At 42.6% G+C, this 25,304-nt stretch carries 23 protein-coding genes; 11 read left to right on the top strand and 12 right to left on the bottom strand.

Annotated features, from left to right (window positions below; translation table 11 throughout):
- Window positions 1-160 precede the first annotated feature (160 nt).
- The 6 genes from IEY48_RS13805 to secF all read left to right on the top strand — a co-directional run bounded on the left by IEY48_RS13805 (window position 161) and on the right by secF (window position 5,924).
- The gene (locus tag IEY48_RS13805; protein ID WP_188921280.1) at window positions 161-349 is read left to right on the top strand and encodes a hypothetical protein; all 189 of its coding nucleotides are present in this window, start codon (window positions 161-163) and stop codon (window positions 347-349) included.
- A gap of 68 nt (window positions 350-417) precedes the next feature.
- A complete protein-coding gene (gene queA / locus IEY48_RS13800; protein WP_188921278.1) occupies window positions 418-1,461 on the top strand; it encodes a tRNA preQ1(34) S-adenosylmethionine ribosyltransferase-isomerase QueA in 1,044 nt (347 codons plus the stop codon).
- Between the two features lie 150 nt (window positions 1,462-1,611).
- Window positions 1,612-2,736, top strand: a complete 1,125-nt coding sequence (gene tgt, locus IEY48_RS13795) for a tRNA guanosine(34) transglycosylase Tgt (RefSeq protein WP_188921276.1) — start codon at window positions 1,612-1,614, stop codon at window positions 2,734-2,736.
- Between the two features lie 25 nt (window positions 2,737-2,761).
- Entirely contained in the window at window positions 2,762-3,094 is a 333-nt protein-coding gene (yajC, locus tag IEY48_RS13790; RefSeq protein ID WP_160055628.1) for a preprotein translocase subunit YajC, read from the top strand.
- A gap of 17 nt (window positions 3,095-3,111) precedes the next feature.
- Entirely contained in the window at window positions 3,112-4,962 is a 1,851-nt protein-coding gene (gene secD, locus IEY48_RS13785; protein ID WP_188921275.1) for a protein translocase subunit SecD, read from the top strand.
- A 14-nt stretch (window positions 4,963-4,976) separates the two neighbouring features.
- Window positions 4,977-5,924, top strand: a complete 948-nt coding sequence (gene secF, locus IEY48_RS13780; RefSeq protein WP_188921273.1) for a protein translocase subunit SecF — start codon at window positions 4,977-4,979, stop codon at window positions 5,922-5,924.
- Window positions 5,925-6,002: 78 nt separating this feature from the next.
- Here the strand turns inward: secF and IEY48_RS13775 are convergent, their stop codons facing one another.
- The 3 genes from IEY48_RS13775 to IEY48_RS13765 all read right to left on the bottom strand — a co-directional run bounded on the left by IEY48_RS13775 (window position 6,003) and on the right by IEY48_RS13765 (window position 8,872).
- Complete coding sequence (locus tag IEY48_RS13775) at window positions 6,003-6,260, bottom strand: hypothetical protein (RefSeq protein WP_188921272.1); 258 nt, start codon at window positions 6,258-6,260, stop codon at window positions 6,003-6,005.
- A 22-nt stretch (window positions 6,261-6,282) separates the two neighbouring features.
- Entirely contained in the window at window positions 6,283-8,229 is a 1,947-nt protein-coding gene (locus tag IEY48_RS13770) for a putative bifunctional diguanylate cyclase/phosphodiesterase (protein ID WP_188921270.1), read from the bottom strand.
- Window positions 8,230-8,470: 241 nt separating this feature from the next.
- Window positions 8,471-8,872: a DUF3224 domain-containing protein gene (locus IEY48_RS13765; RefSeq protein WP_188921268.1), complete on the bottom strand. Its 402-nt coding sequence runs from the start codon at window positions 8,870-8,872 to the stop codon at window positions 8,471-8,473.
- Between the two features lie 149 nt (window positions 8,873-9,021).
- On the opposite strand from IEY48_RS13765, the gene IEY48_RS13760 reads away from it, so the two are divergent.
- The 5 genes from IEY48_RS13760 to IEY48_RS13740 all read left to right on the top strand — a co-directional run bounded on the left by IEY48_RS13760 (window position 9,022) and on the right by IEY48_RS13740 (window position 12,268).
- Window positions 9,022-9,342, top strand: coding sequence for a putative signal transducing protein (locus IEY48_RS13760; protein WP_188921266.1), 321 nt, complete (start codon window positions 9,022-9,024; stop codon window positions 9,340-9,342).
- 171 nt (window positions 9,343-9,513) lie between these two features.
- Complete coding sequence (locus tag IEY48_RS13755) at window positions 9,514-9,873, top strand: rhodanese-like domain-containing protein (protein ID WP_188921264.1); 360 nt, start codon at window positions 9,514-9,516, stop codon at window positions 9,871-9,873.
- A gap of 7 nt (window positions 9,874-9,880) precedes the next feature.
- Window positions 9,881-10,792 (top strand): precorrin-2 dehydrogenase/sirohydrochlorin ferrochelatase family protein, encoded by a 912-nt coding sequence (locus IEY48_RS13750; protein ID WP_188921262.1) that lies wholly within the window; start codon window positions 9,881-9,883, stop codon window positions 10,790-10,792.
- Between the two features lie 79 nt (window positions 10,793-10,871).
- On the top strand, window positions 10,872-11,414 hold the full coding sequence (locus IEY48_RS13745; RefSeq protein WP_188921260.1) for a YaeQ family protein: 543 nt from the start codon (window positions 10,872-10,874) through the stop codon (window positions 11,412-11,414).
- A gap of 251 nt (window positions 11,415-11,665) precedes the next feature.
- Window positions 11,666-12,268, top strand: a complete 603-nt coding sequence (locus tag IEY48_RS13740) for a CBS domain-containing protein (RefSeq protein ID WP_229786471.1) — start codon at window positions 11,666-11,668, stop codon at window positions 12,266-12,268.
- Window positions 12,269-12,347: 79 nt separating this feature from the next.
- Here the strand turns inward: IEY48_RS13740 and IEY48_RS13735 are convergent, their stop codons facing one another.
- From IEY48_RS13735 to IEY48_RS13695, 9 genes are all read right to left on the bottom strand, one after another.
- On the bottom strand, window positions 12,348-14,798 hold the full coding sequence (locus tag IEY48_RS13735) for a S8 family serine peptidase (RefSeq protein WP_188921258.1): 2,451 nt from the start codon (window positions 14,796-14,798) through the stop codon (window positions 12,348-12,350).
- Window positions 14,799-15,221: 423 nt separating this feature from the next.
- Window positions 15,222-15,602 (bottom strand): rhodanese-like domain-containing protein, encoded by a 381-nt coding sequence (locus tag IEY48_RS13730; protein ID WP_229786470.1) that lies wholly within the window; start codon window positions 15,600-15,602, stop codon window positions 15,222-15,224.
- Window positions 15,603-15,633: 31 nt separating this feature from the next.
- Window positions 15,634-15,846 (bottom strand): YgaP family membrane protein, encoded by a 213-nt coding sequence (locus tag IEY48_RS13725; RefSeq protein ID WP_188921255.1) that lies wholly within the window; start codon window positions 15,844-15,846, stop codon window positions 15,634-15,636.
- A 45-nt stretch (window positions 15,847-15,891) separates the two neighbouring features.
- Entirely contained in the window at window positions 15,892-19,131 is a 3,240-nt protein-coding gene (locus IEY48_RS13720; RefSeq protein ID WP_188921253.1) for an efflux RND transporter permease subunit, read from the bottom strand.
- Window positions 19,132-19,134: 3 nt separating this feature from the next.
- A complete protein-coding gene (locus tag IEY48_RS13715) occupies window positions 19,135-20,187 on the bottom strand; it encodes an efflux RND transporter periplasmic adaptor subunit (RefSeq protein ID WP_188921250.1) in 1,053 nt (350 codons plus the stop codon).
- A 199-nt stretch (window positions 20,188-20,386) separates the two neighbouring features.
- Window positions 20,387-21,670: an outer membrane protein transport protein gene (locus tag IEY48_RS13710; RefSeq protein ID WP_188921248.1), complete on the bottom strand. Its 1,284-nt coding sequence runs from the start codon at window positions 21,668-21,670 to the stop codon at window positions 20,387-20,389.
- A 408-nt stretch (window positions 21,671-22,078) separates the two neighbouring features.
- Window positions 22,079-23,536 (bottom strand): sodium/proline symporter PutP, encoded by a 1,458-nt coding sequence (gene putP, locus IEY48_RS13705; RefSeq protein WP_188921246.1) that lies wholly within the window; start codon window positions 23,534-23,536, stop codon window positions 22,079-22,081.
- Window positions 23,537-23,977: 441 nt separating this feature from the next.
- The gene (locus tag IEY48_RS13700; protein WP_188921244.1) at window positions 23,978-24,685 is read right to left on the bottom strand and encodes a DUF3379 domain-containing protein; all 708 of its coding nucleotides are present in this window, start codon (window positions 24,683-24,685) and stop codon (window positions 23,978-23,980) included.
- Entirely contained in the window at window positions 24,678-25,241 is a 564-nt protein-coding gene (locus tag IEY48_RS13695) for a sigma-70 family RNA polymerase sigma factor (protein WP_188921242.1), read from the bottom strand. Before IEY48_RS13695 ends, IEY48_RS13700 begins: the two co-directional genes overlap by 8 nt.
- Window positions 25,242-25,304: the final 63 nt, after the last annotated feature.

The following is a 25,304-nucleotide window of genomic DNA, read 5'->3' as shown; positions in this document are numbered from 1 at the left end:
CTAGCCGTTTGTAACAAAGCGTTACAAGTTGACAAGCTGTTAGGTTCAATCATAACGCTTTATACACAAATGTCATGGAGTAATGTGTGTAGTGTCGATTGTAGATACTTATCTGTATGAAATTGTGAATAATAATAAATGCTTAACTTAGGGATCAAGGATGATGAAAGATTGGCTAAAAAAATTATTGGGTAGGCCTATCGCAACCAAAAGAAACAAAGTGCAAATTGACATGCGCTATGAAGTCCATTCGTTTAAATCTAACGACGCGCCAGCGCAAAATACGGTGAACGAAGTCGATCACACCGACAGTTATAATCAAACTCCCATAGAAAAGCCGACAAAGTAATCAGTAAACTTGATCTTAACCTGCGCTCGCCATAGACTAGCGGCCGTTTTTACTGTTGAGATTTTACTATGCGCGTTGCAGACTTTTCGTTCGACCTTCCTGATGAGCTTATTGCTCGCTATCCGACTGCACAACGTAATGCGTCGCGTCTATTGACCCTTAATGGTGTAGATGGACAGTTAGCCGATAAGCAGTTTACTGACTTACTCGAACTTATTAACCCAGGTGACTTGATGGTGTTTAATAACACCCGTGTGATCCCTGCGCGTTTATTTGGCCAAAAAGCCACCGGTGGTAAGCTTGAAATTTTAGTTGAGCGTATGCTTGATGATAAGCGTATTTTAGCCCACGTTCGCAGTTCAAAGTCACCTAAAGTGGATGCGTTAATCAATTTAGACGCCGGATATCAAATGAAGATGCTAGCGCGTCATGATGCCTTATTCGAGCTTGAGCTATTGAGTGATAACACGATTTTAGAAGTGCTTGAGCAAGTCGGCCATATGCCTCTTCCTCCCTATATCGACCGTCCTGATGAAGATGCTGATAAAGAGCGTTATCAAACCGTTTATAACCAGACTCCAGGTGCTGTCGCTGCCCCAACGGCAGGATTGCACTTTGACGATGAAATGTTAGCGGCCTTAAAAGATAAAGGCGTCAATGTTGCTTTTGTGACCTTACATGTAGGAGCAGGGACATTTCAGCCAGTACGTGTTGATAATGTGCTTGAGCATAAAATGCACTCTGAATGGGCTGACGTTCCTCAAGATGTCGTTGACCTTATTGCGCAAACTAAAGCCAATGGTCACCGTGTTGTTGCTGTGGGTACTACGTCAGTTCGCTCACTAGAAAGTGCAGCTCGCGCCTGTGGCGATGCACCGTTAAGTGGTTTTAGCGGCGATACCGATATTTTCATCTACCCTGGTTACCAGTTTAAGATTGTTGATGCGATGGTCACTAATTTTCATTTACCGGAATCAACGTTAATCATGCTATTAAGTGCGTTTGCTGGTTATGATGAGGTCATAGCGGCATATCAACACGCGATTGCACAAAAATACCGCTTTTTTAGCTACGGCGATGCCATGTTTGTGACGAAAAAAGCCCCCAAATAGCCGAAATTGATTTACAATACCCGCCAACAAACGCCCGCTAACAGTGGGCGTTTTGATGTTTTAATGTGTTCTTAACCTTGAAGCATTAAAATTCGCCCTCATTACTATATAAACTGAACAAGTCAGACTGTTTATCTGGCAAGGTGATTTATGAAATTTGAATTAGATACAACAGATGGTCGTGCACGTCGCGGACGTTTGATATTTGACCGTGGTACGGTAGAAACACCAGCATTTATGCCCGTGGGAACTTACGGTACCGTTAAAGGGATGACCCCTGAAGAAGTGCGTGCTACAGGAGCAGACATTTTATTGGGTAATACTTTCCATTTATGGTTACGCCCAGGTGAAGAAATCATGCGTAAGCATGGTGACTTGCATGACTTTATGAACTGGCAACGTCCTATTTTGACTGATTCAGGTGGATTTCAGGTGTTTAGTTTAGGTGATATTCGTAAAATCACCGAAGAAGGTGTGCATTTCCGTTCACCCATCAATGGCGAAAAAATCTTTTTAGATCCAGAGAAGTCGATGCAAATTCAGCACTCTCTAGGTTCAGATGTGGTGATGATTTTTGACGAATGTACGCCTTACCCTGCAACGCATGACGAAGCGCGTAAATCGATGCAAATGTCATTGCGTTGGGCCAAGCGCTCACGTGATGAGTTTGACCGCCTAGAAAATGCGAATTCACTATTCGGTATTATCCAGGGTGGTGTGTACGAAGATTTACGTGATGAAAGCGTAAAAGGGTTAGTAGACATTGGCTTTGATGGTTATGCCGTAGGTGGTTTAGCTGTTGGTGAGCCTAAAGAAGATATGCACCGCATTTTAGAGCACGTTTGTCCGCAAATTCCTGCTGATAAACCGCGTTATTTAATGGGTGTGGGTAAACCAGAAGATTTAGTTGAAGGTGTGCGTCGTGGCGTTGATATGTTCGACTGTGTTATGCCAACACGTAACGCGCGTAACGGCCATTTATTTACCAGCGAAGGGGTAATTAAAATCCGTAATGCGCGTCATCGTGATGACACTTCGCCATTAGATGCTAAGTGTGATTGTTATACCTGTAAAAACTATTCACGCGCTTATTTATACCATTTAGATCGTTGTAATGAGATTCTAGGTGCGCGTTTAAACACCATTCACAACCTACGTTACTACCAAATGTTAATGGAAGGTTTGCGCGGCGCAATTCAGACAGGTACATTAGACGCCTTTGTGAAGGAGTTCTATACCAGTCTTGGTCGTGAAGTACCTGAGTTAGTCGATTAATTTTAGCAAATAAGAAGAGAGAACTATGTTAATTTCAAATGCTTATGCAAGCCCAATGGGTGGCGCTGCCGGTGGCGAAACCATGCAGTTAATTTTTATGCTTGTCATGTTCGGGTTAATTTTTTACTTCATGATTTTCCGTCCTCAGTCAAAGCGTGTTAAAGAACACAAAAACTTGATGGCATCGATTTCAAAAGGTGATGAAGTATTAACCAGTGGTGGTATTTTAGGTAAAGTGACCAAAATCAGTGAAGAAAGTGATTACGTGTTACTTGCTATCAACGATAACAACCAAATTACCATTAAAAAGGATTACATCGCCGCGGTATTACCTAAAGGTTCTATCCAGTCGTTATAAGCCAAGAGGGCTATGGTGTGTTAAATAAATACCCAATGTGGAAAAACATCATGGTGGTGCTTATCATCGCCATTGGTGGTTTTTATGCCATACCGAACCTGTTTGGTGAAGACCATGCAGTGCAGATTGTGGCAACTCGTGGTGCTGAAGTAAATTCGTCAACTCAAGCCAATGTAGTGCAAATGTTAGAAGGCAAAGGTATTGCGATTAAGCGTGCTGAGCTTGAAAACGGACAATTGTTAGTTCGGGTACAAGATGCCGAACAACAATTACTGGCTAAAGAAGCCATTGCAGAGCAACTTGGGCAAAAATTTACGGTAGCACTTAACCTTGCGCCAGCAACCCCTGAATGGCTTGAAGCTGTTGGTGGGTCGCCAATGAAGTTAGGTTTAGATTTACGTGGTGGTGTGCACTTCTTGATGGAAGTGGACATGGGCGAAGCGATTCGCAAAATGGAAGAAGCCAAAGTGGCTGACTTTCGTAGCCAACTGCGTGAAGAAAAAATTCGTTACGCTGGTGTTCGCAAAACCCCGAAAGGGATTGCGATTAAGTTTCGTGATGCAGACACTGTTAGCCAAGCTGAAAACTACTTAAAAACGCGCAGTAATGACATGGTCTATACCGATGCCAGCACTGATAGCGAGTTTGTGTTATTGGCGACGATGAGTGATGTATACCTTAAGCAAATTAAGGAAGAAGCTTTACAGCAAAACATCACGACCATTCGTAACCGTGTTAACGAGTTAGGTGTTGCTGAGCCTGTAGTACAACGTCAAGGCGCTGAGCGCATTATTGTTGAACTACCAGGTGTGCAAGACACTGCACGTGCAAAAGAGATTCTAGGTGCCACGGCATCGATTGAGTTTCGTATGGTTGACGACAAAGCTGACGTCAGTGCTGCGGCCGGTGGCCGTGTACCTGCTGGTGCTGAAGTTTACCAACGCCGTGAAGGTGGTATTGCAGTATTGAAAAAAGAAGTGATGTTAACCGGTGACCATATCACTGGCGCGCAGCCTACTTTTGACGAATACAGCCGACCACAGGTAGCGATTAATCTTGACGCGAAAGGCGGCACGATTTTCTCGAACGTAACCAAAGACAATATTGGTAAACCAATGGCAACATTGTTTATCGAATATAAAGACAGCGGCCAACGTAATCCTGATGGCACCGTTAAAATGACCAAGATTGAAGAGGTTATTTCGGTTGCGACCATTCAAGCCCGTTTAGGCCGTAATTTTGTGATTACCGGTCTTGAACATAGCGAAGCACAAAGCCTTGCGTTATTACTTCGTGCTGGTGCGCTTATTGCACCGGTAACGATTGTAGAAGAACGCACTATTGGTCCTAGCCTAGGTAAAGAGAACATTGAAAACGGTGTTCAAGCAATGGTATGGGGCATGGTTGTTGTGCTTATCTTCATGATGATTTACTACCGTGCATTTGGCTTTATTGCCAACCTGGCATTGTTAGCAAACTTAATCATGGTTGTAGGTGTGATGTCGATGATCCCTGGCGCGGTGTTAACACTACCTGGTATTGCTGGCATGGTGTTAACTGTTGGTATGGCTGTTGACGGTAACGTACTTATTTTTGAACGTATTCGTGAAGAAATTTTAGGTGGCCGTAGCGTACAACAAGCGATTCATGAAGGTTATGGTAATGCGTTCTCAACCATTGCCGATGCTAATATCACTACCTTTATGACTGCGTTAATCCTGTTTGCTGTGGGTACCGGTGCGGTGAAAGGTTTTGCTGTTACCTTAATGATAGGTATCGCGACTTCGATGTTTACAGCCATTGTTGGCACACGCTCTATCGTGAATGCGATTTGGGGTGGTAAGCGCGTTAAGTCATTGTCTATCTAAGGGAGAAGTTGGATATGTTTCAGATATTTTCAGTAAAGAAGACCGTCAACTTCCTTCGTCATGCAATGCCTATCAGTATTATGTCGATGGTCTTGGTGATTGCCTCTTTTGTGTCGCTAGGCGTGCAGGGCATTAACTGGGGTCTAGACTTTACCGGTGGTACAGTTGTTGAAATGGAGTTTTCAGCTCCTGTCGACTTAAACGCACTTCGTGCAACTATGACATCGGACGAAGCCGATGGCGCAGTGGTACAGAACTTTGGTTCAAGCCGTGATGTACTAGTCCGTCTACCTGTAAGAAGCGAGCTAAAAAGTGATGCTCAAGTTAATGCGGTACTCACTGCAGCGCAGTCTATTGATGCTGGCGTAGTACAAAAACGTGTTGAGTTTGTTGGCCCACAAGTGGGTAAAGAATTAGCAGAGCAGGGCGGCCTAGCGGTTATTGTTGCCTTAATTTGTATTCTTATCTACGTTTCATTTCGTTTCGAATGGCGCTTGGCTGCTGGTTCTGTAGCGGCACTTGCTCACGATGTAATTGTGACTTTAGGGGTGTTCTCGCTATTACAGTTGGAGTTTGACTTAACTGTTTTAGCGGGTTTGTTAACGGTTGTCGGTTACTCACTTAACGATACCATCGTTGTGTATGACCGTATTCGTGAAAACTTCCTTAAAATGCGTAAAGGCACGCCTGAAGAAATTGTGAATACCTCAATTACTCAAACCATGAGCCGTACGGTGATTACTACCGGTACGACCTTGATTACCGTGATTGCGTTGTTCCTTAAAGGTGGCACCATGATCCATGGCTTTGCAACAGCATTGCTACTGGGTATTTTTGTGGGTACGTACTCATCTATTTATGTGGCGAGTTACTTAGCCATTAAATTGGGTATTAACCGCGAGCATATGCTACCTGTAGAGATTGAAAAAGAAGGCGCTGATCAACCTTCTATGATGCCTTAAAACGCATTGTCGATAGTCTTAATCATAAACCCCAGCATTGCTGGGGTTTATTGTTTGGGTCATAGACGTTTATTGAAATTATTGCTGCTGTTGTTGCTGTTGTTGCTGTTGTTGCTGTTTTTTGATGTGTAATTCACACGCTTTAAGCACGGTTGGGTACCATGGCGCATCGACATCAATAATTAATGCTTCCCAGCCATCTGTGCTGAGTATGTCAATTGAGGTTATTGACAATACCTTGGTCGTCTTTGCTTCAGCGTTAACTCTAAACGTACCAATATCGGTATCAATACGACTGATACTAATACTTGATGCTGCTTGTTGCTTGCTCATCATTTACCGTACCCGTTTTTATTTATTAACCCGCTTTTATTTGTACGACAGGAGCAGGGGCTTTGTCAGCTTGAGGGGCATATACCCCAGTGCCCGTCATCGCGATATAGTTAATATTTTGGCTTATCATCTTACTGCCCACATCTTTTGATGTTTCTGGGCGGCTAATTAAATAACCTTGAATGCAATCAATACCGAGTTTTTTAACTAATTCAAATTGCGGCGCGGTTTCAACACCTTCAGCAACGATTTTAAGGTCGAGGGTTTTACCTAAGCCACTAATAGAATTTAAAATCTTTTCATACTTGGGGTTAATATTAGCTTGGTCGATAAACAGCTTATCAATTTTAATGACATCAACAGGCAAATTGGCTAGGGTTGATAAAGAACTAAAACCTGTCCCAAAATCGTCAATGGCAATCAGTACGCCTGACTCGCGCAATTTTTCTAAGTCAGCAATTACTTTTTCTGAGGCCTCAATGAAACACGTTTCGGTGATTTCGAGTAACAAGGCTTTAGGAGGTAATCCCACTTTGTTGATGGTGTCCATCACCCAGTCATACAGTGGTATATGCGATAACTGTACTCCAGAGATATTGACTGAGATCCGCACTTTGTTCATACCCGCGTTGTACCAAGCCGCCATTTGACGGCAAGCTTCTAATAAAATCCAATTACCTAATTCTAAAATTAAGTTTGAATCTTCAGCAATAGGAATAAATTCGGCAGGAGGGATAGAACCTTCAATCGGATGATGCCAGCGCACGAGGCACTCAAAATAATCGATACTAAAATCGTTCACATTAACGATGGGTTGAAACGACAAGCTAAAACTATTGCTTGTCATTGCCAGGCGCATTTCTTCGAGTAAGTAATGATAACGACGCATTTTATTGCCCATTTCAGGCGAGTAAACACGATAAATACCGCGTCCGTCAGTTTTAGCACGGTACATCGCCACATCGGCCATTTGCAATAATGTGTTAGGGTTTGCCGCGCTATCGGGATAAACCGCAATGCCAATACTGGCACCAATTTTTATCAATTTGTTACCGAGCACAAAATCGCCTTCAATTTCTTGCAATACATTTTGTGCGACTTCGATAGCTAAATTGTCATCATTAAGGTTTTCAATAAAAATGGAAAACTCATCCCCCCCAAGTCGCGACAAGTTTAACTCTAATCCTAACGACGCGGCCAAGTGACTGAGTTTACGATTGCGGACCACGGTTGTAAGGCGCTGGGCTACTTGAATCAATACTTCATCGCCAAAACTGTGGCCAAATGAGTCATTAACTTGTTTAAAGCCATCAAGATCAATAAATAACAGGGCTTGTCTTTTCTTTAATGCTTGAGCTTGCTCTAACTGCGATTGTAAATGATGCAAATAGGCATGGCGGTCAATCAGCCCAGTGAGTTTGTCTTGGTGTTGGCTAATAAAGTTTTTATGTTGTTGGTCATTTATTTGCTTGTTGAGTTCTATCAGAGCCAGGCTCAGTTTCGAAACGGTATTTTGTTGTTCAACATTAGGCGGGGTGATATTAAAGGCCGCTAACAGCTTATTGGTTTCGTTGTTGACCACTTCAAGTGAAGCATCGAGGTTTTTCTTTTGTCTGCGAGTGATATAAAAAGGCATGCCAATGGCAAAGCCGCCTAATAACAATAATGGCAAATTACTGAATAACATCACGTTGCTAAGGATGTGATTTAGGCTCACTGCATTTAATTGAAACCCAGCTTTTGATAATACGGCATAGGTGTTTTGCTCATCTTCGACAATATCGTAATGTAATAGCCAATTAGCCCAGTGGTTGTCTAATTGCACTACATCTCGTTGATCGAGTTGTTGTAAATTAACGTTGCTGTTGTCGCGATTAAACGCATGTAAGCTCTGACTCAGTGTTAATATCACTAAAAGGTATAATCCGACTAATAAACCGCAAGCAACTAAGATGACTTTGGATATTCGCATTATGTAAGCTCTTCATAGTCAGTAGATTAGACGGAGGATGAGAGCTGTATTGCCATGAACCTAGCAATATTAGGCCTCAATTTTATTGTACAGTGTAGTGTAAATATTGTTGCTAAACAATTCTCTATACAATTGTTTAACAGAAATTATTGTTTCTAAAATAACCATGTTTGATTGATTTTAGTATGAGTATTGAGGCTCCTTGTGGCATCACTTCGCCCATTTACAGGCTCTAGCGTGTTTATGCTAAGTTTAATGTAATGACATAATCAGCCTGGCCATTTTCTGTTGAAGTAAATTCTCCGTGACCAATATAGCCCAGCAAATTGTTTGTTCCAGATCCTTCTACAACCGTAAATTGGCTTTGTGCGACACCTTGAGCAAATGTGCCATTATGCAATAACACTATGGTGCCCGCGATTTCAGGAGTGGTGATTGTTAAGTGTTCAATACCCGTAAATGCAGCTTTAGTGTCTTGTTGGTGCGACATAATATATCTAATGTCTGCTGCACCAGAAACATCCCCCGAGTAGCTTTGGCTAATCTCAGCAATGGTTTGCTTACTACCGTCATTATGTTCCGCATAGGCTGACTCATTCCACGCTGTAATTTGAAATACACCCTTTAAGACAATTTTACTCATTTAGGATCCTGTTATTTATAAATAATAGTTAACTAAGGTAATCATTATTTATTAAAAATGTCCAATTTATAAACAGTGCTCGACAGATTTTGGTTGAGGCAGTAGGATGAAACAAATTTGCCAGCAAGAGCAATGCAGTAGGATAACGCATGCAACAACGAAAAGTATTACTAGCCGGTGGTAATTTGTTACAGGCTCACACATGGAAAGGACTGCTGGAAACCAGCGGAATTGATGTTGATCTTAAAGGCGAAGCGTTGATTGGTGGCGTGGGCGGCCTGCCAATAGAAATGCAGACCGTTGAGCTGTGGGTTATGGACAGTCAGCTCGCTGCCGCTCAAGCCTTACTAGACTCTCTCGATATAGAACAACCTCAATGGCAATGCATGCAATGCCATGAAATGAATGAAGGTAGTTTTGAATTATGCTGGCATTGCAGTGCACAAAAAAGTGAAATGCATAACGCGTAATGTGTCGTAAAACTGAATAATATCTCGAGAATAATGTCTTTAAACACTTGTGTAAGTTTATTATTTTCTTAAACTATTTGATAAACCTTTTTATCGGTTATGGCGTATTTATACTAATTCCATTAATTAGTTGCCACAACACCGTGGCGTTATCTTATTTAAGGACTCGTTATGCAAGCATCCCCAGCCTTTGCCAGTCTCGTCGAATCTGTCATACCTCATATTAGGCTGTTGACCATCGAACAATATCAACAACAAGACCAATGGCAACTTATCGATGTACGTGAAGATAATGAGTGGCTCCAAGGTCATTTACCCAAAGCTAAGCATTTGAGTCGAGGCATTATTGAACGTGATATTGAGCAACGTTTTCCAGATAAAAGCGTACCTATTTTACTTTATTGTGGCGCAGGCCAACGTGCAGCATTAGCCGCGTATAATTTACAAGTTATGGGGTACACTCAGGTTGCATCTATGATTGGCGGTTATCGCGCTTGGATCCAACATCAATTTCCTATCGTGCAAGACTGAGAAATCAATGCAATATTTTCCGCTGTTTGTTGATACCCAGGGGTTACGGGTTTTACTCGTAGGCGCTGGTGAGGTTGCTACACGTAAGCTTGACTTACTGGCACGTACCGATGCTGTTATCCATGTCATTGCCCCAGATATTGCCGCCGATATTGATACTTATCACCAACAAGGGCGCATTCGCTTATCTCGTCGTCCAGTCACTCAAGATGATATTGCCGATATTGACATTGTGTATTTAGCGACTGCAAATGAGCAGTTGAATATGGACTTTGCTGATATCGCTAATGATCGTGGTATTTGGGTTAATGTGGTTGATAACCCGGGATATTGCCGGTTTATCACCCCATCAATTGTGGATCGTGGCCGTTTAGTTGTAGCAATTAGCACCGCAGGGGCAGCGCCTGTATTTGCCAGAACAATTCGTTCTCGATTAGAAACCATGTTACCGGCATCATTAGCACCATTGTTTGACTTTGTTGCCAGTAAACGTGAAGAGGTTCAGCAAAGCTTAGCCGGCGTTAAAGATCGTCGACTATTTTGGGAACGTTTTTTTAACAGCAACCAAGATAGGTTCGATAACCTTACCGAGCAGCGCTATGCAGATGCTTTTAAAGACATGACACGCCAAGGTGAAATACTGTTACTGACGGAGCGTACACCCGCAAATTTATTACCGATTGCAGCAATGCCATTACTGCAAAAGCTTGATGTCATTTTCAGTGATGAGCCACTTAATAGTGAGATTAACGAGCTTTTACGCCGAGATGCTAATCGAACTCAGATCCCTAAACTCAGTGATATCGCCAATCAATATGAACAAGGCGATCGCATGTTAATAGTGGCTGCGCCAGATAAAATAGCTCAACTCATTGCCTATTTCCCAATGGCAAAGCATTTACGTCCCGGCGCGTTATAGCTCATATCCGCTCTAGCAACTAACACGCCGAGTGTACTTTGTAGTAGACTCGGCTTTTTTATGTCTATCGAGATCCCCAATGGCCGCTAAAGCTACTGTATTTAAAGTTGCACTCCAAATTGCCGACATGGACCGCCACTATTACGCCGATCATGCGTTGACTCTGGCGCAACACCCTTCAGAAACAGATACCCGTATGATGGTACGTTTATTGGCTTTTGCATTGAATGCATCGGATACCTTGGCTTTTAGTAAAGGTTTGTGTGTTGATGATGAAGCTGAGCTGTGGGACAAAAGTTTAAGTGATGAAATTAACGTGTGGGTTGAGTTTGGCCAGGCGGACGAAAAATGGTTACGTAAAGCCAGTGGTCGCGCTAAGCAAGTTATTTTATATACTTATGGTGGGCGTAGTGTGCCTATTTGGTGGCAGCAAAATCAACAAGCATTAAGTCGCTATGATAACTTGTCGGTGGTTAACTTTCCTGAAGACGCCGTAAAGCAGCTTGCGGTATTTGTGACTCGTAATATGGCGCTTCAAGTCAGTATCAGTGAAGGGCAGGTATGGTTATCTGACAATGAGAATAGTGTGTTAATAGAGCCAGAAAGCTTAAAGTCAGTGTAGCTAATATCAAGTAGCTAATATCAATTTGAGGGTTTGCTAAATATAAAGGTTTACCCGCTAGCAGATTGGCTATCATGTAAAAGTTAATTTAACCTTAATTTGGCAATTGTGAATAAACTTTAATCTTAAGGGTATTGTACTCATAAAATCTCAGGCAGATAATCAAAGCATGTTTTAAATAAGATAATTAAAATAACACATTGATAATTATCTTTTTTGTTTTGCAATGGTTGTGTGTTAAGGATGTTATTGTGAAAAAACTTGCCCTTTATCCAGTAGAAAAAATCGATGAATTAACCTCTCCAGAAGCTCATGAAGATATCTCTTTACTCTCTTCTGCTATCAATATTTTTACCGATTTTAAAAAAGTCACCCCGTTGGTTATTGAATCAAACTCGTCCGCAGTAGAAGTGGAAAGTTTAATGCAAAAATCTCACGTGCGACTCAAATTAGTGATTAATAATAAGCATGAGTTTATAGGGTTAATCAGCTTTGAGTCGTTACATAATCAAGAAATTCTAAAACGCGTTGCCGAAGGCCATCAACGTGAACAGCTTAAAGTCACAGACTTTATGATTGCAAAAGATCAGTTAAAAGCCATTGATTATGAAGATTTAACTTATGCCAGAATTGGTGATGTGATTGAAACGTTACAGTCAGCAGGCCAACAGCATTGCTTAGTGCTCGACAGAAAAAATCATGCGATTCGTGGGGTATTATCTGCCAACGATATTGCTCGCAGATTGAAGCTAGCGGTCGATGTGAGCACACCAAACTCATTTGCATCAATTTTTGAGGTGATCAGTAAAATTCAACAACCTGCGGTATTAAATACTGTTCAGCCACATTTTTAATATTCTTACTGAATGCTAAATATAAAAATAGCCACATTATGTGGCTATTTTTCATTCATCAATCATTGTTAACGGATGATTACTGGAAGCTTAAGCTCCAGGTATCAATATAACCAGTATCTCGGTTCGCATTATCAACCGCTTTGAGTGTCCACACGCCGCTAGACTCAACACCCGTCATGTTTGCGCTGTAAGTTTGGTTAATATTGTCGGCTGAGCCTCCGGTATTGTTATGCAGCACCACTGTTTGACCACTTGGGCTGCTCAATTGGACTTTCAAATCACCGATATAGGTGTGAATGACCCCGAGTGACACCGACACTGTGCCTGAATCACCTGTACGAGAGACAGTGATAGGGCTGGTGATCCCTGTGGTATTGTTATCTGGAATCGAGTAGTTATTAGTGTTGGTGTAGGTTGCTGCGCCGCCAGTGCCTGTGCCACTTCCAGAGCCCGATGCGGTATAGTTGGCCACTAAACTTACGCCACTAAATGCACTGTAACCTTGTACCATCACGTAATATGTACCAGATTGTGCAGTAGCGATTGGGCAAGATTCAGCGTTACCACTCTTCCATGGACGGCAATCGTAGCTGCTGGTCGTCGGAGACGCGCCATATTGCACATATAAGTCTGCATCACCCGTACCGCCACTCATGGTAAAGCTTAAGTTTGTAGCGCCTGCTGGTACGTCTAATGAATAGTAAAGCTCATCATTTCTAGTACCTGCGAGACCAGTCTTCGCGACTCCATTTTCAAGGTCGCTATCACCACTGCCGCTTCCTGGGTCTGTTGGGCCTGAACAAGACTCATCTAAGTAGGCTTTAGCCGCTGTTGCGTTCACCATACCAAAGCCTGTTTGATTATCACGTCCAGCCACATTTAAATCATCGGCTGTTGCATTAAGCGCAGCACGTACTTCTGCGGCACTACATTCAGGGTGATAACTCCACACCAATGTTGCTACACCCGACACGTGCGGCGTCGCCATTGACGTGCCGTTATAGTATTCATAATCTTGGTTGCCCAAGTTACTCACCGTGGCAGATTGGCCTATTTTAGCCTGAAGGGCTAAACCGGTTGCACGGTCTACCGACATTGATGGAATCGTGATTTCACTATTAGCATCGACTAAAAATGGGTTTTGTAAACCAGGTAAAGCGCTATTACTGTACACAATGACTCCGCTTGCACCTGCAGTATTACAGGCTTTAACGGCGTTAATTTCTGGGTAGCTTGAACCTTGGTTTCCGACACGCTCCACTAAACAGATTTTATTGCTCATGTTGCCACAATTAAAGCTTGTGCCATTAACCGTACATTCAGCTAATGCGGCAGTCGCTGATGTATTGATAGGATCGGCAGTGTAACTACTGCCAGATGGCGTTAAGCGGTTATGGGGGACGATGCCGCTGTTAAAGTACGATTGCCCTGCAATGGTAATATCTGCAGTGCGGCCTTCGCCTACGGTCACTGTCGATAAAATAGCTTCACCCGGACCTGAAATTTCAACTTGATCGGTATATTGCGAAAAAGCGGCATGGTCACGGTTACTGTCGACGGCTGCTACAGACATGACGCTGTCGTATGATGCCGGGTAACTATAACTACTGTCGCCTGCATTACCAGCCGCAGCAATTAATAAGACGCCATTGTTATAATGGCTATTTAAGGCATTACGCTCGGTGGTCGTTGAGCCACTGCCGCCTAAGCTCATGGTGACGACATTGGCGTTGCCAGAGTTGACACAGGTATCGATAGCCGCAACCAGTGATGAAGAGTAACCCCAGCCAGCTTCGTTAAACACTTTAACGACATGAATATTGGCATTTTGGTTTGGCATTACACCCACAACGCCTTCATTGTTAGCAATTGCTGCAATGGTGCCTGCCACGTGAGTTCCATGGGCATTATTATTGCCCGGTTGATACCAATTACCTGTGCCAGAGTTGTTGGTTCCGGTGACATTGTTACCGCTTAAGTCGTTGTGACTGCGATCGTAGCCTGAGTCAATGATACAAATACTGCGATTACCTGTTTGGCTGTCGCTAAGCACGGTTGCACCGACATAGGTTTGACCCCAAGGCGTCGTTTCAGCCATGAGTCGACGGGGTAAGTCTTCTTCAACGTATTCGACATCTTGACGAAGGCGCAGTGCTCTAATTGAGCTGCTATCTAGCTTAGTTGAATAACTATTGCTGCGGCCAATGCGCTTCATTTCGCGTGCTTGAACACTATTAAGTGCTCTAAAGTGGCTATACACCTCATTAGTGCGCGGTTGGTAATCCATGCTGCTCGCTTCGCTAACCTGGTTAACACTTTGGCTTGTCGCCAGATCATTGATGACCTGAGCAGCATTGTCGTTTCTGAACTTAACGATATAACGTTTAGGTAAGGGAGATTGTTGCTCAACTTGTTGATTAGTTGAAGAGAGTGACACTGGAGCAGGTGCAGCATTGACCTGAGTTGAAATCGCAAATGCGAGGGCTGTCATGCTAAGCACGACCGTTTTATTCTGATTATTTTTCATTTTATCTTCCATGTTATCAGGGTTAATTTTTGTCTTTCTAATTATGTTTTAGCGCTAAACTCTGTTTGTTTAGCAGAATAAAATGTAATCAAAAAATAACCACATGTAAATAAATTGTTAATAATTGTTATTTTTGAACAAATGATACAACCTGTTGATTTTGAATTTATATTAGCTATTAATGAATTAACATTCTTATTCGGTTGGGTGTTTATTGTTCGAAAGCAGAGGGTTTTAAAGTGTTTTTTGATGAAAGCGCTTTATGCTTGCGAGGAGGTTAAGCAAGGTTTATGCGGCTAAAAAATAATCATCTTAGTCTTGGTTTTTTGTTAAGGACGATTGACGGATTTTGATTAAACTGATGCTCAGGAAGCGTTATCTGAGCAACAGTTTAGGAAATAAGCTGACTTAATACACTGAAATTTAACGCGCTGACATAAGGGTGTTCAAACCACCTGCATCGTATGTATTGTTGTAACCTTGTTCAATTAGTGAAGCTTGAGCAAGGCTGCTACGACGACCGCTACGACAATACAGCACGACTTCAGTATCTTTACTTAGGTTAAGTTTGGCTAATTGCGGCACTATGGTGTCAAACGGAATATTAATCGCGCCTTTAATATGACCTGCGGCAAACTCTTCAGCGGTACGCACATCAATTAGTGTCGCGTTAGCATTTATTTTTTGCCATGCGATATCGGGTTGTTGCTCTGTTGCCATCGCAGGGATTGCGAAACTGGTCCCAACCACAAAGCACACGGCTAATAATGATCTTATTGTCATCAGTATAGATTTTTTCAACACTAGGTTCCTTACTCGTGATACCTGGCTCAGGTTACTTGTTTAAGGCTAATTCTGCCGCAGTTTTGATACCCATTTTTTTCATTATCATTGCTGCAGGGCAAAAGCCTGTAAATGCGCTTTGTAATAGGTTAGCGCCAACAAACACAGTTAGCCAGATAAAATGTTGACTCACGGTTGCCATAAGCACTAAAGACAACAAAATCATAAAGCCAGCAAAGGCCATAATGCTTCTTTCTAATGACATATCGAGCTCCTTTGGGCTTGTGCCCAGTAAAATAACAATCATTGATTAATGTGTTTTAGCTGTCATCTTGGTCTTCATGACCGTGTAGTACAGCACTGGAATAACGATTAACGTTAAAATTGTTGAGATAAAAATCCCGAAAATTAAGCTGATGGCTAAGCCATTAAAAATGGGGTCATCAATAATAAACATTGCACCTATCATGGCAGCTAAAGCCGTTAACATGATGGGTTTAGCACGAACAGCCCCAGAGTGAATGACGGCTTGTTCAAATGGCACGCCTGCTGCGGTTTGTTGGTTAATAAAATCGACCAGTAATATCGAGTTTCGAACAATAATCCCGGCAAGTGCAATCATCCCAATCATCGACGGCGCGGTAAATTGTGCTCCTAACAACGCATGCCCTGGCATAACACCAATGATTGTTAATGGAATAGGCGCCATAATGATTAAGGGCACGATGTAGGATTTAAATTGACCAACAACAAGAAGGTAAATGGCTATCATGCCAACGGCATAAGCGATGCCCATGTCTCTAAAGGTTTCGTAGGTTATCTTCCATTCGCCATCCCATAAAATGGCCACATCGGTTAAGCCGTCAGGCTGATCTACAAAACGTTGAACGATAGGATAGGCTAATTCGCCTTGTTCGGTTTCATGGTTAATTTGGCTGACCATGTCGAACATGCCATATAAAGGGCTCCCGGTTGGGCCCGCCATATCCGCAACAACCATGATCATAGGTACCATGTTTTTATGCACTATTGGCGCATTGATGGTTTGTTGCTTCACTTGCACTAATTCAGCCAGGGCAATTTGTGCCCCGGTTTGGTTTGGTAAACGTAATTGCAATACCTGTTGTAAATCGACCTTTGCCGCCTCTGCAACTTGTAAACGGATTGGTGTTGGGTATTTACGTTCTTCAAGGTGCAAATAACTGGCATCGTTGCCATTTACGGCACTATTAATGGCATTAATGATGCTGCTATAAGACACGCCCAGTAAGCGGGCTTTATTGCGGTCAATATTGACTTGCCATTGCTGTTGTTGTGCCGGTAAAAAGATATCTACATCAACAACGTAATCAGTATTGTTAAAACGCTGTTGTAAATCGTTTGCGGCTTGTTCGCGCAGCGCTGTTGTTGGAGCATAGACTTCGGCAACAATCGGTGACCACACTGGTGGTCCTGGTGGTACCTCAACAATTTTAACGTTGGCTTGGTATTGTAAGGCAATACGTTGCAAAGGTTCACGCACCGATGATGCTATCGAGTGGCTGTCGCGATCACGGTGTTTTTTATCGACTAAGTTAACTTGAATGTCACCTAATTCTTGGCTGCTTCTTAAAAAGTAATGTCTTACCAGGCCATTAAAGTTCATTGGAGCATGGGTGCCCGCATAGAGCTGAATATGCTCAATTTCTTCAACGGTTGTAAGGTATTGACTTAAATCTTGCAGTACACGCTGTGTTTGCTCAACAGGTGTGCCTTCTGGCATGTCGACCATCACCTGAAACTCAGATTTATTATCAAATGGCAGCATTTTTAGCACTACTGCTTGAAAGACCGGTAAGGCTACAGCAAATGCAATGAGCAACATAATGCCAAGCGCTAAGCCTTTACGTGCTTTTGAGGCATGTTCACCGATTAAAAATGGGCTCATTAATGTTGTAAAAAAACGAGTTAGCGCTGTTTCTGGTTCGGTATGAGGTTCGCTATTACTGTGATGTTTATGCTCTTTGAGTAAATGGCCGCTTAACCATGGCGTCATAATAAAGGCAATTAACAGCGAAATTAGCATCCCCATGCTGGCATTAATGGGAATAGGGCTCATGTAAGGCCCCATTAGCCCGGATACAAATGCCATTGGCAACAACGCTGCAATAACCGTAAAGGTGGCTAAAATGGTGGGGCCGCCCACTTCATCAACTGCACCAGGGATAAGCTCAATCATGGGTTTATTGCTCAACGCCATATGTCGGTGGATATTTTCAACCACCACAATGGCATCGTCGACCAAAATACCTATCGAAAAGATCAGCGCAAACAATGAAATTCGGTTTAAGGTGAAGCCCCACGCCCATGAGGCAAATAAAGTAATTGCCAGTGTAATGATAATGGCGATACCCACTACCGCCGATTCGCGTACTCCCATTGTGAACAGCACTAACAGCACCACGGCAGAGGTCGCAAAGATCAATTTGAAAATAAGGGTATTGGATTTGTCGCCGGCAGTTTGGCCATAGTTGCGTGAAATCGCGACGTTCACATTGTCTGGGATCAGCACATTGTTGGCCGCTGCAACTTTAGCTAACACGGCATCGGCGATATCAACTGCATTTTCGCCCGCTTGCTTGCCTATCGCAATGGTCACAGCAGGGTAACTACCTTGTTGATTAACATGCCAAACGCTTTGTTTAGGAATATCGCTTTGTAATTGAATATCGGCAATGTCAGATAAATACACCACACCAGCAGCGCCTGTGGTGGTGTCTGAGTTAACTTTGATTAATAGGTTTTTGACATCATCAAGATTACGTAAAAATTGCCCAGTTTGCAGTTTGATTTCTTGATTGTATTGAGTCATTGACCCTAAGGCCGAGGTTTGATTGTTGTCTTGCAATGCATCACTGATATCCGTAAATGTTACCGAATAACTGTTCATTTTGATTGGATCTAAACGCACGTTGAGCACTAACTCATGCCCACCTTGGCTATAAATCTCTCGAGTACCAGGAATACGCTTTAATTCGGTTTCGAGCACTGATGACACCGAGGTTAGTTGCTCAGCTGTCATACTCGGATCGTTAGACCACAAAGTGAGTCCTACAATCGGTACATCATCAATGCCACGAGGTTTGATAAGTGGTTCGCCTATTCCGGCTGCGTAGTTAAATTTATCGCTATTTGAATACAGCTGGTTATAGAGATTAACCACCGCTTCATCACGTGGTACGCCTACGTCAAAGATAGCAATAATCAAGGCGCCGTCAGGTTGAGAAAAAGAATACAGGGTGTCGATGCCTTTAATTTCAGAAATAATTTGTTCTGCAGGTAAAGTGACTTGGTTTTCGACTTCTGTTGGCGTCGCACCAGGGTAAGGAATAAACACGTCAGCAAAAGTCACATCAATTTGTGGCTCTTCTTCTTTTGGGGTAATAATTACCGCAAAAATACCGAGTAGTAAGCCTAATATGGCTAATAACGGTGTGATGGCACTATTTTGAAAGGCACTGGCTATACGACCCGAAATCCCTAAACGAGTTGAGCGTTCTGCAGGAGACATAAGTTACTCCTTCGCTTTAGCTGCACGGCTATGTATTAAATACTGCGCGGCATCTAGAATAACTTCATCACCTGGCATTAAGCCTGATAATACTTCTACTTGTTGTTTTTGTTTGTCGATAAAACCAAGGCGAACTTGATTAAGCACTATTTTGTCAGCACTTTTTCGGTATACAGAATTGAGGTCGCCTACTTGATGAAGCGCAGATAATGGGACAAATAAACTCGGCTTACTGGTTTGTTCAGCTATGACTTTTACCCATTGGCCAACCTGTACGTCAGTGTTATTTAGATAAGTAAAATTAACCCGAACAGTATGACTGTGGGTTTGCGGGTCGGCAAAATTAAACGGATTAATGTCTGTCGCTGAAATCATCTGGCCATTAGCCAGCAAAATGCTGACTTTATCTAGCTGTTGCAAGGTGACTAAATCTTGCTGGGGTATTTGAAATACTGCTCGAAGATGTTCATTGTCGTAGCCAGAAAACAACGCCTGGCCATAAGAAATGGTTTCACCTTGCTCAACAAAGCGTTTGGTCATGCGGCCACTAAAGGGGGCACTTACAATGGTATAGTTGAGGTTTTCTTTAGCTTTAATGAGTTGTGCTTTAGCAGCGCTAACCGCTTGTGTTGATGTTTTGGCTTCGGCTGTTGCTTCATCCATAGCCCCTTTTGAAATAGCCCCTTTGGGAAACAATTCTTTATAACGAATAAATTGCGCCTGAGCTTCATTATTAATCGCTTCTGCTCTGGCGAGTTCAGCTTCCGCCCCTGCAAGCTCTGCGCCTTGTTCTTTATTGGTGATTTCCAATAGCGCACTACCTTGAGGCACTAAGTCATTCACGTCGTGATTAACATTGATGATACGCCCAGAGGTTTGTGCTGACACTGTCGCGGCTTTTGTTGCCTCCACTTTTGCGTCAAATACCCGCGGTTGAGCATACGTTGTATATGCCAGTGTGACAGTGTCAAATTGAGGTTCGGAGGCAAATAGCGGTACTGAGGTTACAGTACAAAATGCACAAAATAATGATAGAGAAGCGAATAAGCGAGACATAATAACAGCACCTATATAAAGTCTATAAGAAAATTCTAATGGACTTTGGTTTTTTACGCAATAGCGCTGTAGAAAAAACTTTATAAATTATAACTTTTAGGTATAAAAAAACCGCCCAGAGCAAGGCGGTTTTGTGAAAACAGGTTAACGTCATAAGTTGACGTATTGTGTACGGCTTTTAACGCTATGAAGTTAAAGTTTAAAAGCTGTAGTTATACTGTAGTGAGTAATAAACGGCATTAGAGCGAGTTTGTGCTGAAATCTCACTGTCTAGTCCGGTGACCATAGGTAAGATTGAGCTGTCTTCTAATACGGTTACATCTTCACCGCGAACAAATGCAATACCAAAATCAACGCTAGACTTGTTGGTTAAATCGTAAGTTGCACCCGCGGTATACCAAGTACGGTCTGAATCTGGAATTGATAACGAAGAGTGCTCATCTACAACACCTTCATCGCTGGCAATACCTGCTCGCAAAGTCCAATCTTCTGATAAGTTATAAGTTGCGCCTAAGCTTAAGAACCAAGAGTCTTTCCAGTGGTATTCTTTTAAGTCAGCTTTTGCCACACCATTATCACCGTCAACAACTTCGATTCGGTCAAACTTACTCCAGTTGGTCCACTGCGCAGTGTAGTGCAGGGCAAAGGTATCGGTTAGCTGGTGGAAACCGGCAAACTGAGCTATATCAGCAATAGGGATATCAATTTCGTTGTATTCAGAATAAGCATAATTTACATCACCTTTAGCGGTTAATGTTGGGCTTAAACGGTAGCTTAAACCAAAACGATTATCTTTATTCATTTCATATACAACACCCGCAATACCACCAAGTGCCCAACCATCGGCTTCAACATCAACAATACTGCCAATTTGTGAGTTTTCGGTGGAACGGGTTAAGGTGCCGCTGCCATAAACAGCATCAATACCTAGACCTAAGCTCCATTGCTCGTTAATACGATACGACACACTGGTGTTTAAGTTCACGGTAATGACTTCGGTGTTACCCAATAAGTCTACCGGCGTTGGTAATGGAACGTCGTTGCCATCCACGGTTGGGGTTCTGTCGGCTAATGCCGTTAAATCTGTACCGGTGCCATAGTTGCTGAATGCGGCAACACCAAAGGCCCATTTATCATCGATTGGGTTAATATAATAAAAGTTGGGGATCACTTTTGATTCTGCGGCATCGTGTTCGCTGCCATAATCAACATCCTGGCCACCGTATGAGCCTGTGACATCAGAAACTGACACATCGATGTCGGCATAAACCACACCTAAAGATAATGACGTTTCATCAAATAAAGCCATTGCTGCTGGGTTGCGTGACAATACCGATGCATTGTCGGCAATCACTGCTTCACCGGCCATTGCACGGCCAATACCAGTGGCTGATTGGCTATTTAATTGAAAACCCGCTGCAGATGCTTGTGCGCTGGCGAGTAATACCGCAGATGCTAATAAAGTCTTGTTAAACTTGTTCATTATATTTTCCCATTTATTATGTCCATGACGTACAAGTGTTAACTCGTATGACCACTCATGGCTTATAGTCTGGGGCATCTTAGGTAAGTGGCCACCATGTAACAACTCCGACCAGATGTTAGTCGTTGTTAATGTTACGTTAATTTAGCTTTGCGTGAATGGTGTAGGTGTTTGAAAGCATAGTAGTATATGTAATATTTAATCAGTGATAGCTCACTGAATTCAATTAGTTAATGTTTATTAATAAGTTGTTTTTAAGCCATAGAGCACGAAAAAATCATCTAATGTGATATGGGGGCAGGTGCAGAGAATATCGTGATAAAACCGCACATAACCTTATATAACCTAAGGTTATGTGACAGTTGTAAGCTGAAAGTTGTGTTATCAGCTTACTCAAGGATTAAGGTTTTATGACTTTAATGATTGACTAAAATCATCAAAGTCAGCCATTGTTTTAGATGCTGGTGGTGATAACTTACTGACAACCACACCGACTACCGTAGCAAGAATAAAGCCGGGGACGATTTCGTATAAATCAAAAATACCGCCACTTAATTGCTTCCACACCACTACCGTAATGGCACCGACAATAATGGTTAACACTGCACCATTTCGGCTAAATCCACGCCAAAACAATGACATTAATACCACTGGTCCAAATGCAGCTCCAAAGCCTGCCCAGGCATAGCTTACTAAGCCAAGTACGCTACTGTCTGGATTTAGCGCCACAATACCTGCAACTAAAGCGATAGCGATAACACCAAAACGTCCAACAAGCATTAATTCTTTATCAGTGGCTTTTGGGCGCAACCATTTAAGGTAAAAATCTTCAGTGATGACACTAGAACAGACCAATAATTGTGAGTCAATAGTACTCATAATGGCGGAGAGAATTGCCGCAATCAATATGCCACCAATCCATGGGTTGAATGCCACGTGCGCTAAGTTGATAAATACGGTTTCTGAGTTTTCGAGCGGTTCGGCGGCAAAATATAAACTGCCAGCGATGCCGGTTGCTAATGCACCTATTAATGCTAACACCATCCAGCTCATGGCGATGCGACGTGACAAGACAAGATCTTTAGGGTTACCAATGGCCATAAAACGCGACAGAATATGCGGTTGACCAAAATAGCCTAAGCCCCAAGCGAGCAAAGATACCAAGCCTAAGGTTGTGGTGTTTTCATTAATAAAAGACAGCATTGCAGGGTCTATTTGCTCAAACCCTGTTTGCGTGTCGGGTTGGCTGAAAATGGCGACTGGCACAATTAATAAGGCCACTAGCATTAAACAACCTTGGAAAAAGTCGGTCCAGCTTACGGCAAAAAAGCCACCCACGAAGGTGTATGACACAATAATAAATGAACCAATGAGTAAGGCTAAGGTGTAATCAAGGCCAAAGACTTTCTCAAATAAAATGGCGCCACCGACCATGCCTGAAGAAGCGTAGAACGTGAAAAAGATGAGAATGGTTACCGCCGACACCAGTCTTAATAACCCATGGCTGTCGTTAAAACGATTTTCAAAAAAGTCGGGCAGGGTAAGCGAGTTATCTGCCATTTGGGTATAAATACGTAAACGTTTTGCGACAAATAACCAGTTAAGCCACGCACCAAAAATGAGACCAAAACCAATCCAAGCTTCACCTAAGCCACTGAGGTAAACTGCACCTGGCAGACCTAATAATAGCCATCCCGACATATCAGATGCACCCACGCTGAGAGCGGTAACCGCAGGGCCCATTTTTCGGCCGCCAAGAATGTAATCATCGACGGTATCTGTTTTGCGGTAAGCCCAGTAGCCGATACCCATCATTAAAACGAGATAGCCAACAAAGGTGATGATGATTGGTGTTTGAATTTCCATATTGTGTCCTGTGAATTATTTTTATGTCGCAATCCTAGCAGAACTTTGCGCTGGTTCACACTTTGACGCATACCAATTCCATTAATTATGTGACCAATCAGAGTCACTCAGACTGTTCAGTTTGAGGCGCATTGTTGTAATAATGGTTATTCCCTTCTAAGACGATGAAAGAAATGAACGGTCTGAGTGCTTCCTGCAAGGCGGGTTTCTGTGCCTTCTATGCTGCTTAATAGCATTTTGACGTACGACTGCATGGATGCAGAAGGTAGAGCAACGCAGGAGCAGTTGCCGAGAGCAACTATGCCTTCAATTCTATTACTTGCCTAGAAGACACAGAACTCCCGCTGAATGACCAGATAATTAATGGAATTGGTATTATTCATGATCAAAAAAAATCCGCTATTCAATGAAATAGCGGATTTTATTCGGTAACGGGTTTGACTAAATGAAGGTGTTTTCTACTTCTTTTTTAACAAAATCTAGATCAGAAGCGGGTTCACCAACAAGGACCATATAAGCATCAGCTGTTTGAAAGCTCTGGCCTTTGTATTGGTTGTCAGCAAACGCTTCTTCTAATACAACGCGGCTTTCTGCAGGTACAATAAACAATGTCACTTTATTTCCTAATTCATCAGCCATCACCAAATGCAGTGACTTAACCCCTTGAAAATCACAATAAGAGGTATAAAACACTCGCCCTGGCTGCTTGATGAATTTTGAATCACTTAAGCCTTTTATGCTCGCAAGCTTAAAGTTGACATCATTAAAGCCAATATCTTGCTCCATCACCAATGCTTTGGTTTCATGGTGAACGTGTGCTAATGAGTTCTCAGATAAATTCACCGGGGTAAACCGTAACATGCTAAAACTGACGCCCACGACAAAGGCAACCGATGCCGCCATGGCCATCATATATCGGCCATGCTTTTTGGTCTGTTGGTGTTGGCTTAATTGCTGTCGCAATAATAACTTATCAGCCAGACCTTCAGGTACATCAATAGCCAATGCCTGAGTCAATTTTTGGTCAAATGCTTTTAGGTCTTTGACAAATTTAGCATCGTCTTCATTTTCAGCAATGTGCGCTAAAAACTCGTCGAATTGATTATTGGGGTCGCCATATGCTTGACGACGAAATTGTAGATCATCCATTTGATTGACCTCTTACCTCTGGTGCTTCTAATGCTTCTTTTAATTGGTTTCTAGCTCTGAATAGGCGCGTCATGACCGTATTGCGGTTCAATTCCAGCATATCGGCAATTTCATCGCCACTAAATCCACCAATCAGTTGCAATAACAAAGGTTCTCGGTATTCGATATCGAGCTTACCTATTTGGCGACGAAGCCAATATTGCTCTGTTTCATCTTCATTGCTTGAAGAGTAAACATCTTCAAGTAAATCTTGCTCAACATCGCTGTAGTCAAATTGTTTGCGCTCAAAACGTCTGGCATTTTCTCGGCGTAAAATGGTAATAAGCCACGCTTTTGCGGCTTTATCATCTTTTAAAGAATCTAAAGAGCGCCATGCCCTTAAGAACGTTTCTTGAGTGATGTCTTCTGCAACATGTTTATCTCCACAAAGCCAAAAGGCATAACGGAATATGTCGGTATGAAGTGCCCTGACAAGGCTATCGTATCGTCGTTGTTTTGTTACCATGTCAGATAAGACCGCGACATCAGCCTTTTTCTTTCGTAGGGATCCGAACATTTTTTAACTTTTTTTAGTTAAACATGCTCAATAGCTTAAAAAGCTCTAGTGGTAATAGCAAGA

This window comes from Shewanella saliphila (genome assembly GCF_014648295.1).
Lineage (GTDB): Bacteria > Pseudomonadota > Gammaproteobacteria > Enterobacterales > Shewanellaceae > Shewanella > Shewanella saliphila.
Note: the sequence above shows the minus strand (reverse complement) of the source record. Positions and strands in the feature narration are given on the sequence as shown.

What these genes read in the sequence shown, in the direction of transcription:
- IEY48_RS13805 (WP_188921280.1), top strand. Translation starts at nt 161, where the DNA reads ATGATGAAAGATTGGCTAAAAAAATTATTGGGTAGGCCTATCGCAACC.
- queA (WP_188921278.1), top strand. Translation starts at nt 418, where the DNA reads ATGCGCGTTGCAGACTTTTCGTTCGACCTTCCTGATGAGCTTATTGCT.
- tgt (WP_188921276.1), top strand. Translation starts at nt 1,612, where the DNA reads ATGAAATTTGAATTAGATACAACAGATGGTCGTGCACGTCGCGGACGT.
- yajC (WP_160055628.1), top strand. Translation starts at nt 2,762, where the DNA reads ATGTTAATTTCAAATGCTTATGCAAGCCCAATGGGTGGCGCTGCCGGT.
- secF (WP_188921273.1), top strand. Translation starts at nt 4,977, where the DNA reads ATGTTTCAGATATTTTCAGTAAAGAAGACCGTCAACTTCCTTCGTCAT.
- IEY48_RS13775 (WP_188921272.1), bottom strand. Translation starts at nt 6,260, where the DNA reads ATGATGAGCAAGCAACAAGCAGCATCAAGTATTAGTATCAGTCGTATT.
- IEY48_RS13770 (WP_188921270.1), bottom strand. Translation starts at nt 8,229, where the DNA reads ATGCGAATATCCAAAGTCATCTTAGTTGCTTGCGGTTTATTAGTCGGA.
- IEY48_RS13765 (WP_188921268.1), bottom strand. Translation starts at nt 8,872, where the DNA reads ATGAGTAAAATTGTCTTAAAGGGTGTATTTCAAATTACAGCGTGGAAT.
- IEY48_RS13760 (WP_188921266.1), top strand. Translation starts at nt 9,022, where the DNA reads ATGCAACAACGAAAAGTATTACTAGCCGGTGGTAATTTGTTACAGGCT.
- IEY48_RS13755 (WP_188921264.1), top strand. Translation starts at nt 9,514, where the DNA reads ATGCAAGCATCCCCAGCCTTTGCCAGTCTCGTCGAATCTGTCATACCT.
- IEY48_RS13750 (WP_188921262.1), top strand. Translation starts at nt 9,881, where the DNA reads ATGCAATATTTTCCGCTGTTTGTTGATACCCAGGGGTTACGGGTTTTA.
- IEY48_RS13745 (WP_188921260.1), top strand. Translation starts at nt 10,872, where the DNA reads ATGGCCGCTAAAGCTACTGTATTTAAAGTTGCACTCCAAATTGCCGAC.
- IEY48_RS13735 (WP_188921258.1), bottom strand. Translation starts at nt 14,798, where the DNA reads ATGAAAAATAATCAGAATAAAACGGTCGTGCTTAGCATGACAGCCCTC.
- IEY48_RS13725 (WP_188921255.1), bottom strand. Translation starts at nt 15,846, where the DNA reads ATGTCATTAGAAAGAAGCATTATGGCCTTTGCTGGCTTTATGATTTTG.
- IEY48_RS13720 (WP_188921253.1), bottom strand. Translation starts at nt 19,131, where the DNA reads ATGTCTCCTGCAGAACGCTCAACTCGTTTAGGGATTTCGGGTCGTATA.
- IEY48_RS13715 (WP_188921250.1), bottom strand. Translation starts at nt 20,187, where the DNA reads ATGTCTCGCTTATTCGCTTCTCTATCATTATTTTGTGCATTTTGTACT.
- IEY48_RS13710 (WP_188921248.1), bottom strand. Translation starts at nt 21,670, where the DNA reads ATGAACAAGTTTAACAAGACTTTATTAGCATCTGCGGTATTACTCGCC.
- putP (WP_188921246.1), bottom strand. Translation starts at nt 23,536, where the DNA reads ATGGAAATTCAAACACCAATCATCATCACCTTTGTTGGCTATCTCGTT.
- IEY48_RS13700 (WP_188921244.1), bottom strand. Translation starts at nt 24,685, where the DNA reads ATGGATGATCTACAATTTCGTCGTCAAGCATATGGCGACCCCAATAAT.
- IEY48_RS13695 (WP_188921242.1), bottom strand. Translation starts at nt 25,241, where the DNA reads ATGTTCGGATCCCTACGAAAGAAAAAGGCTGATGTCGCGGTCTTATCT.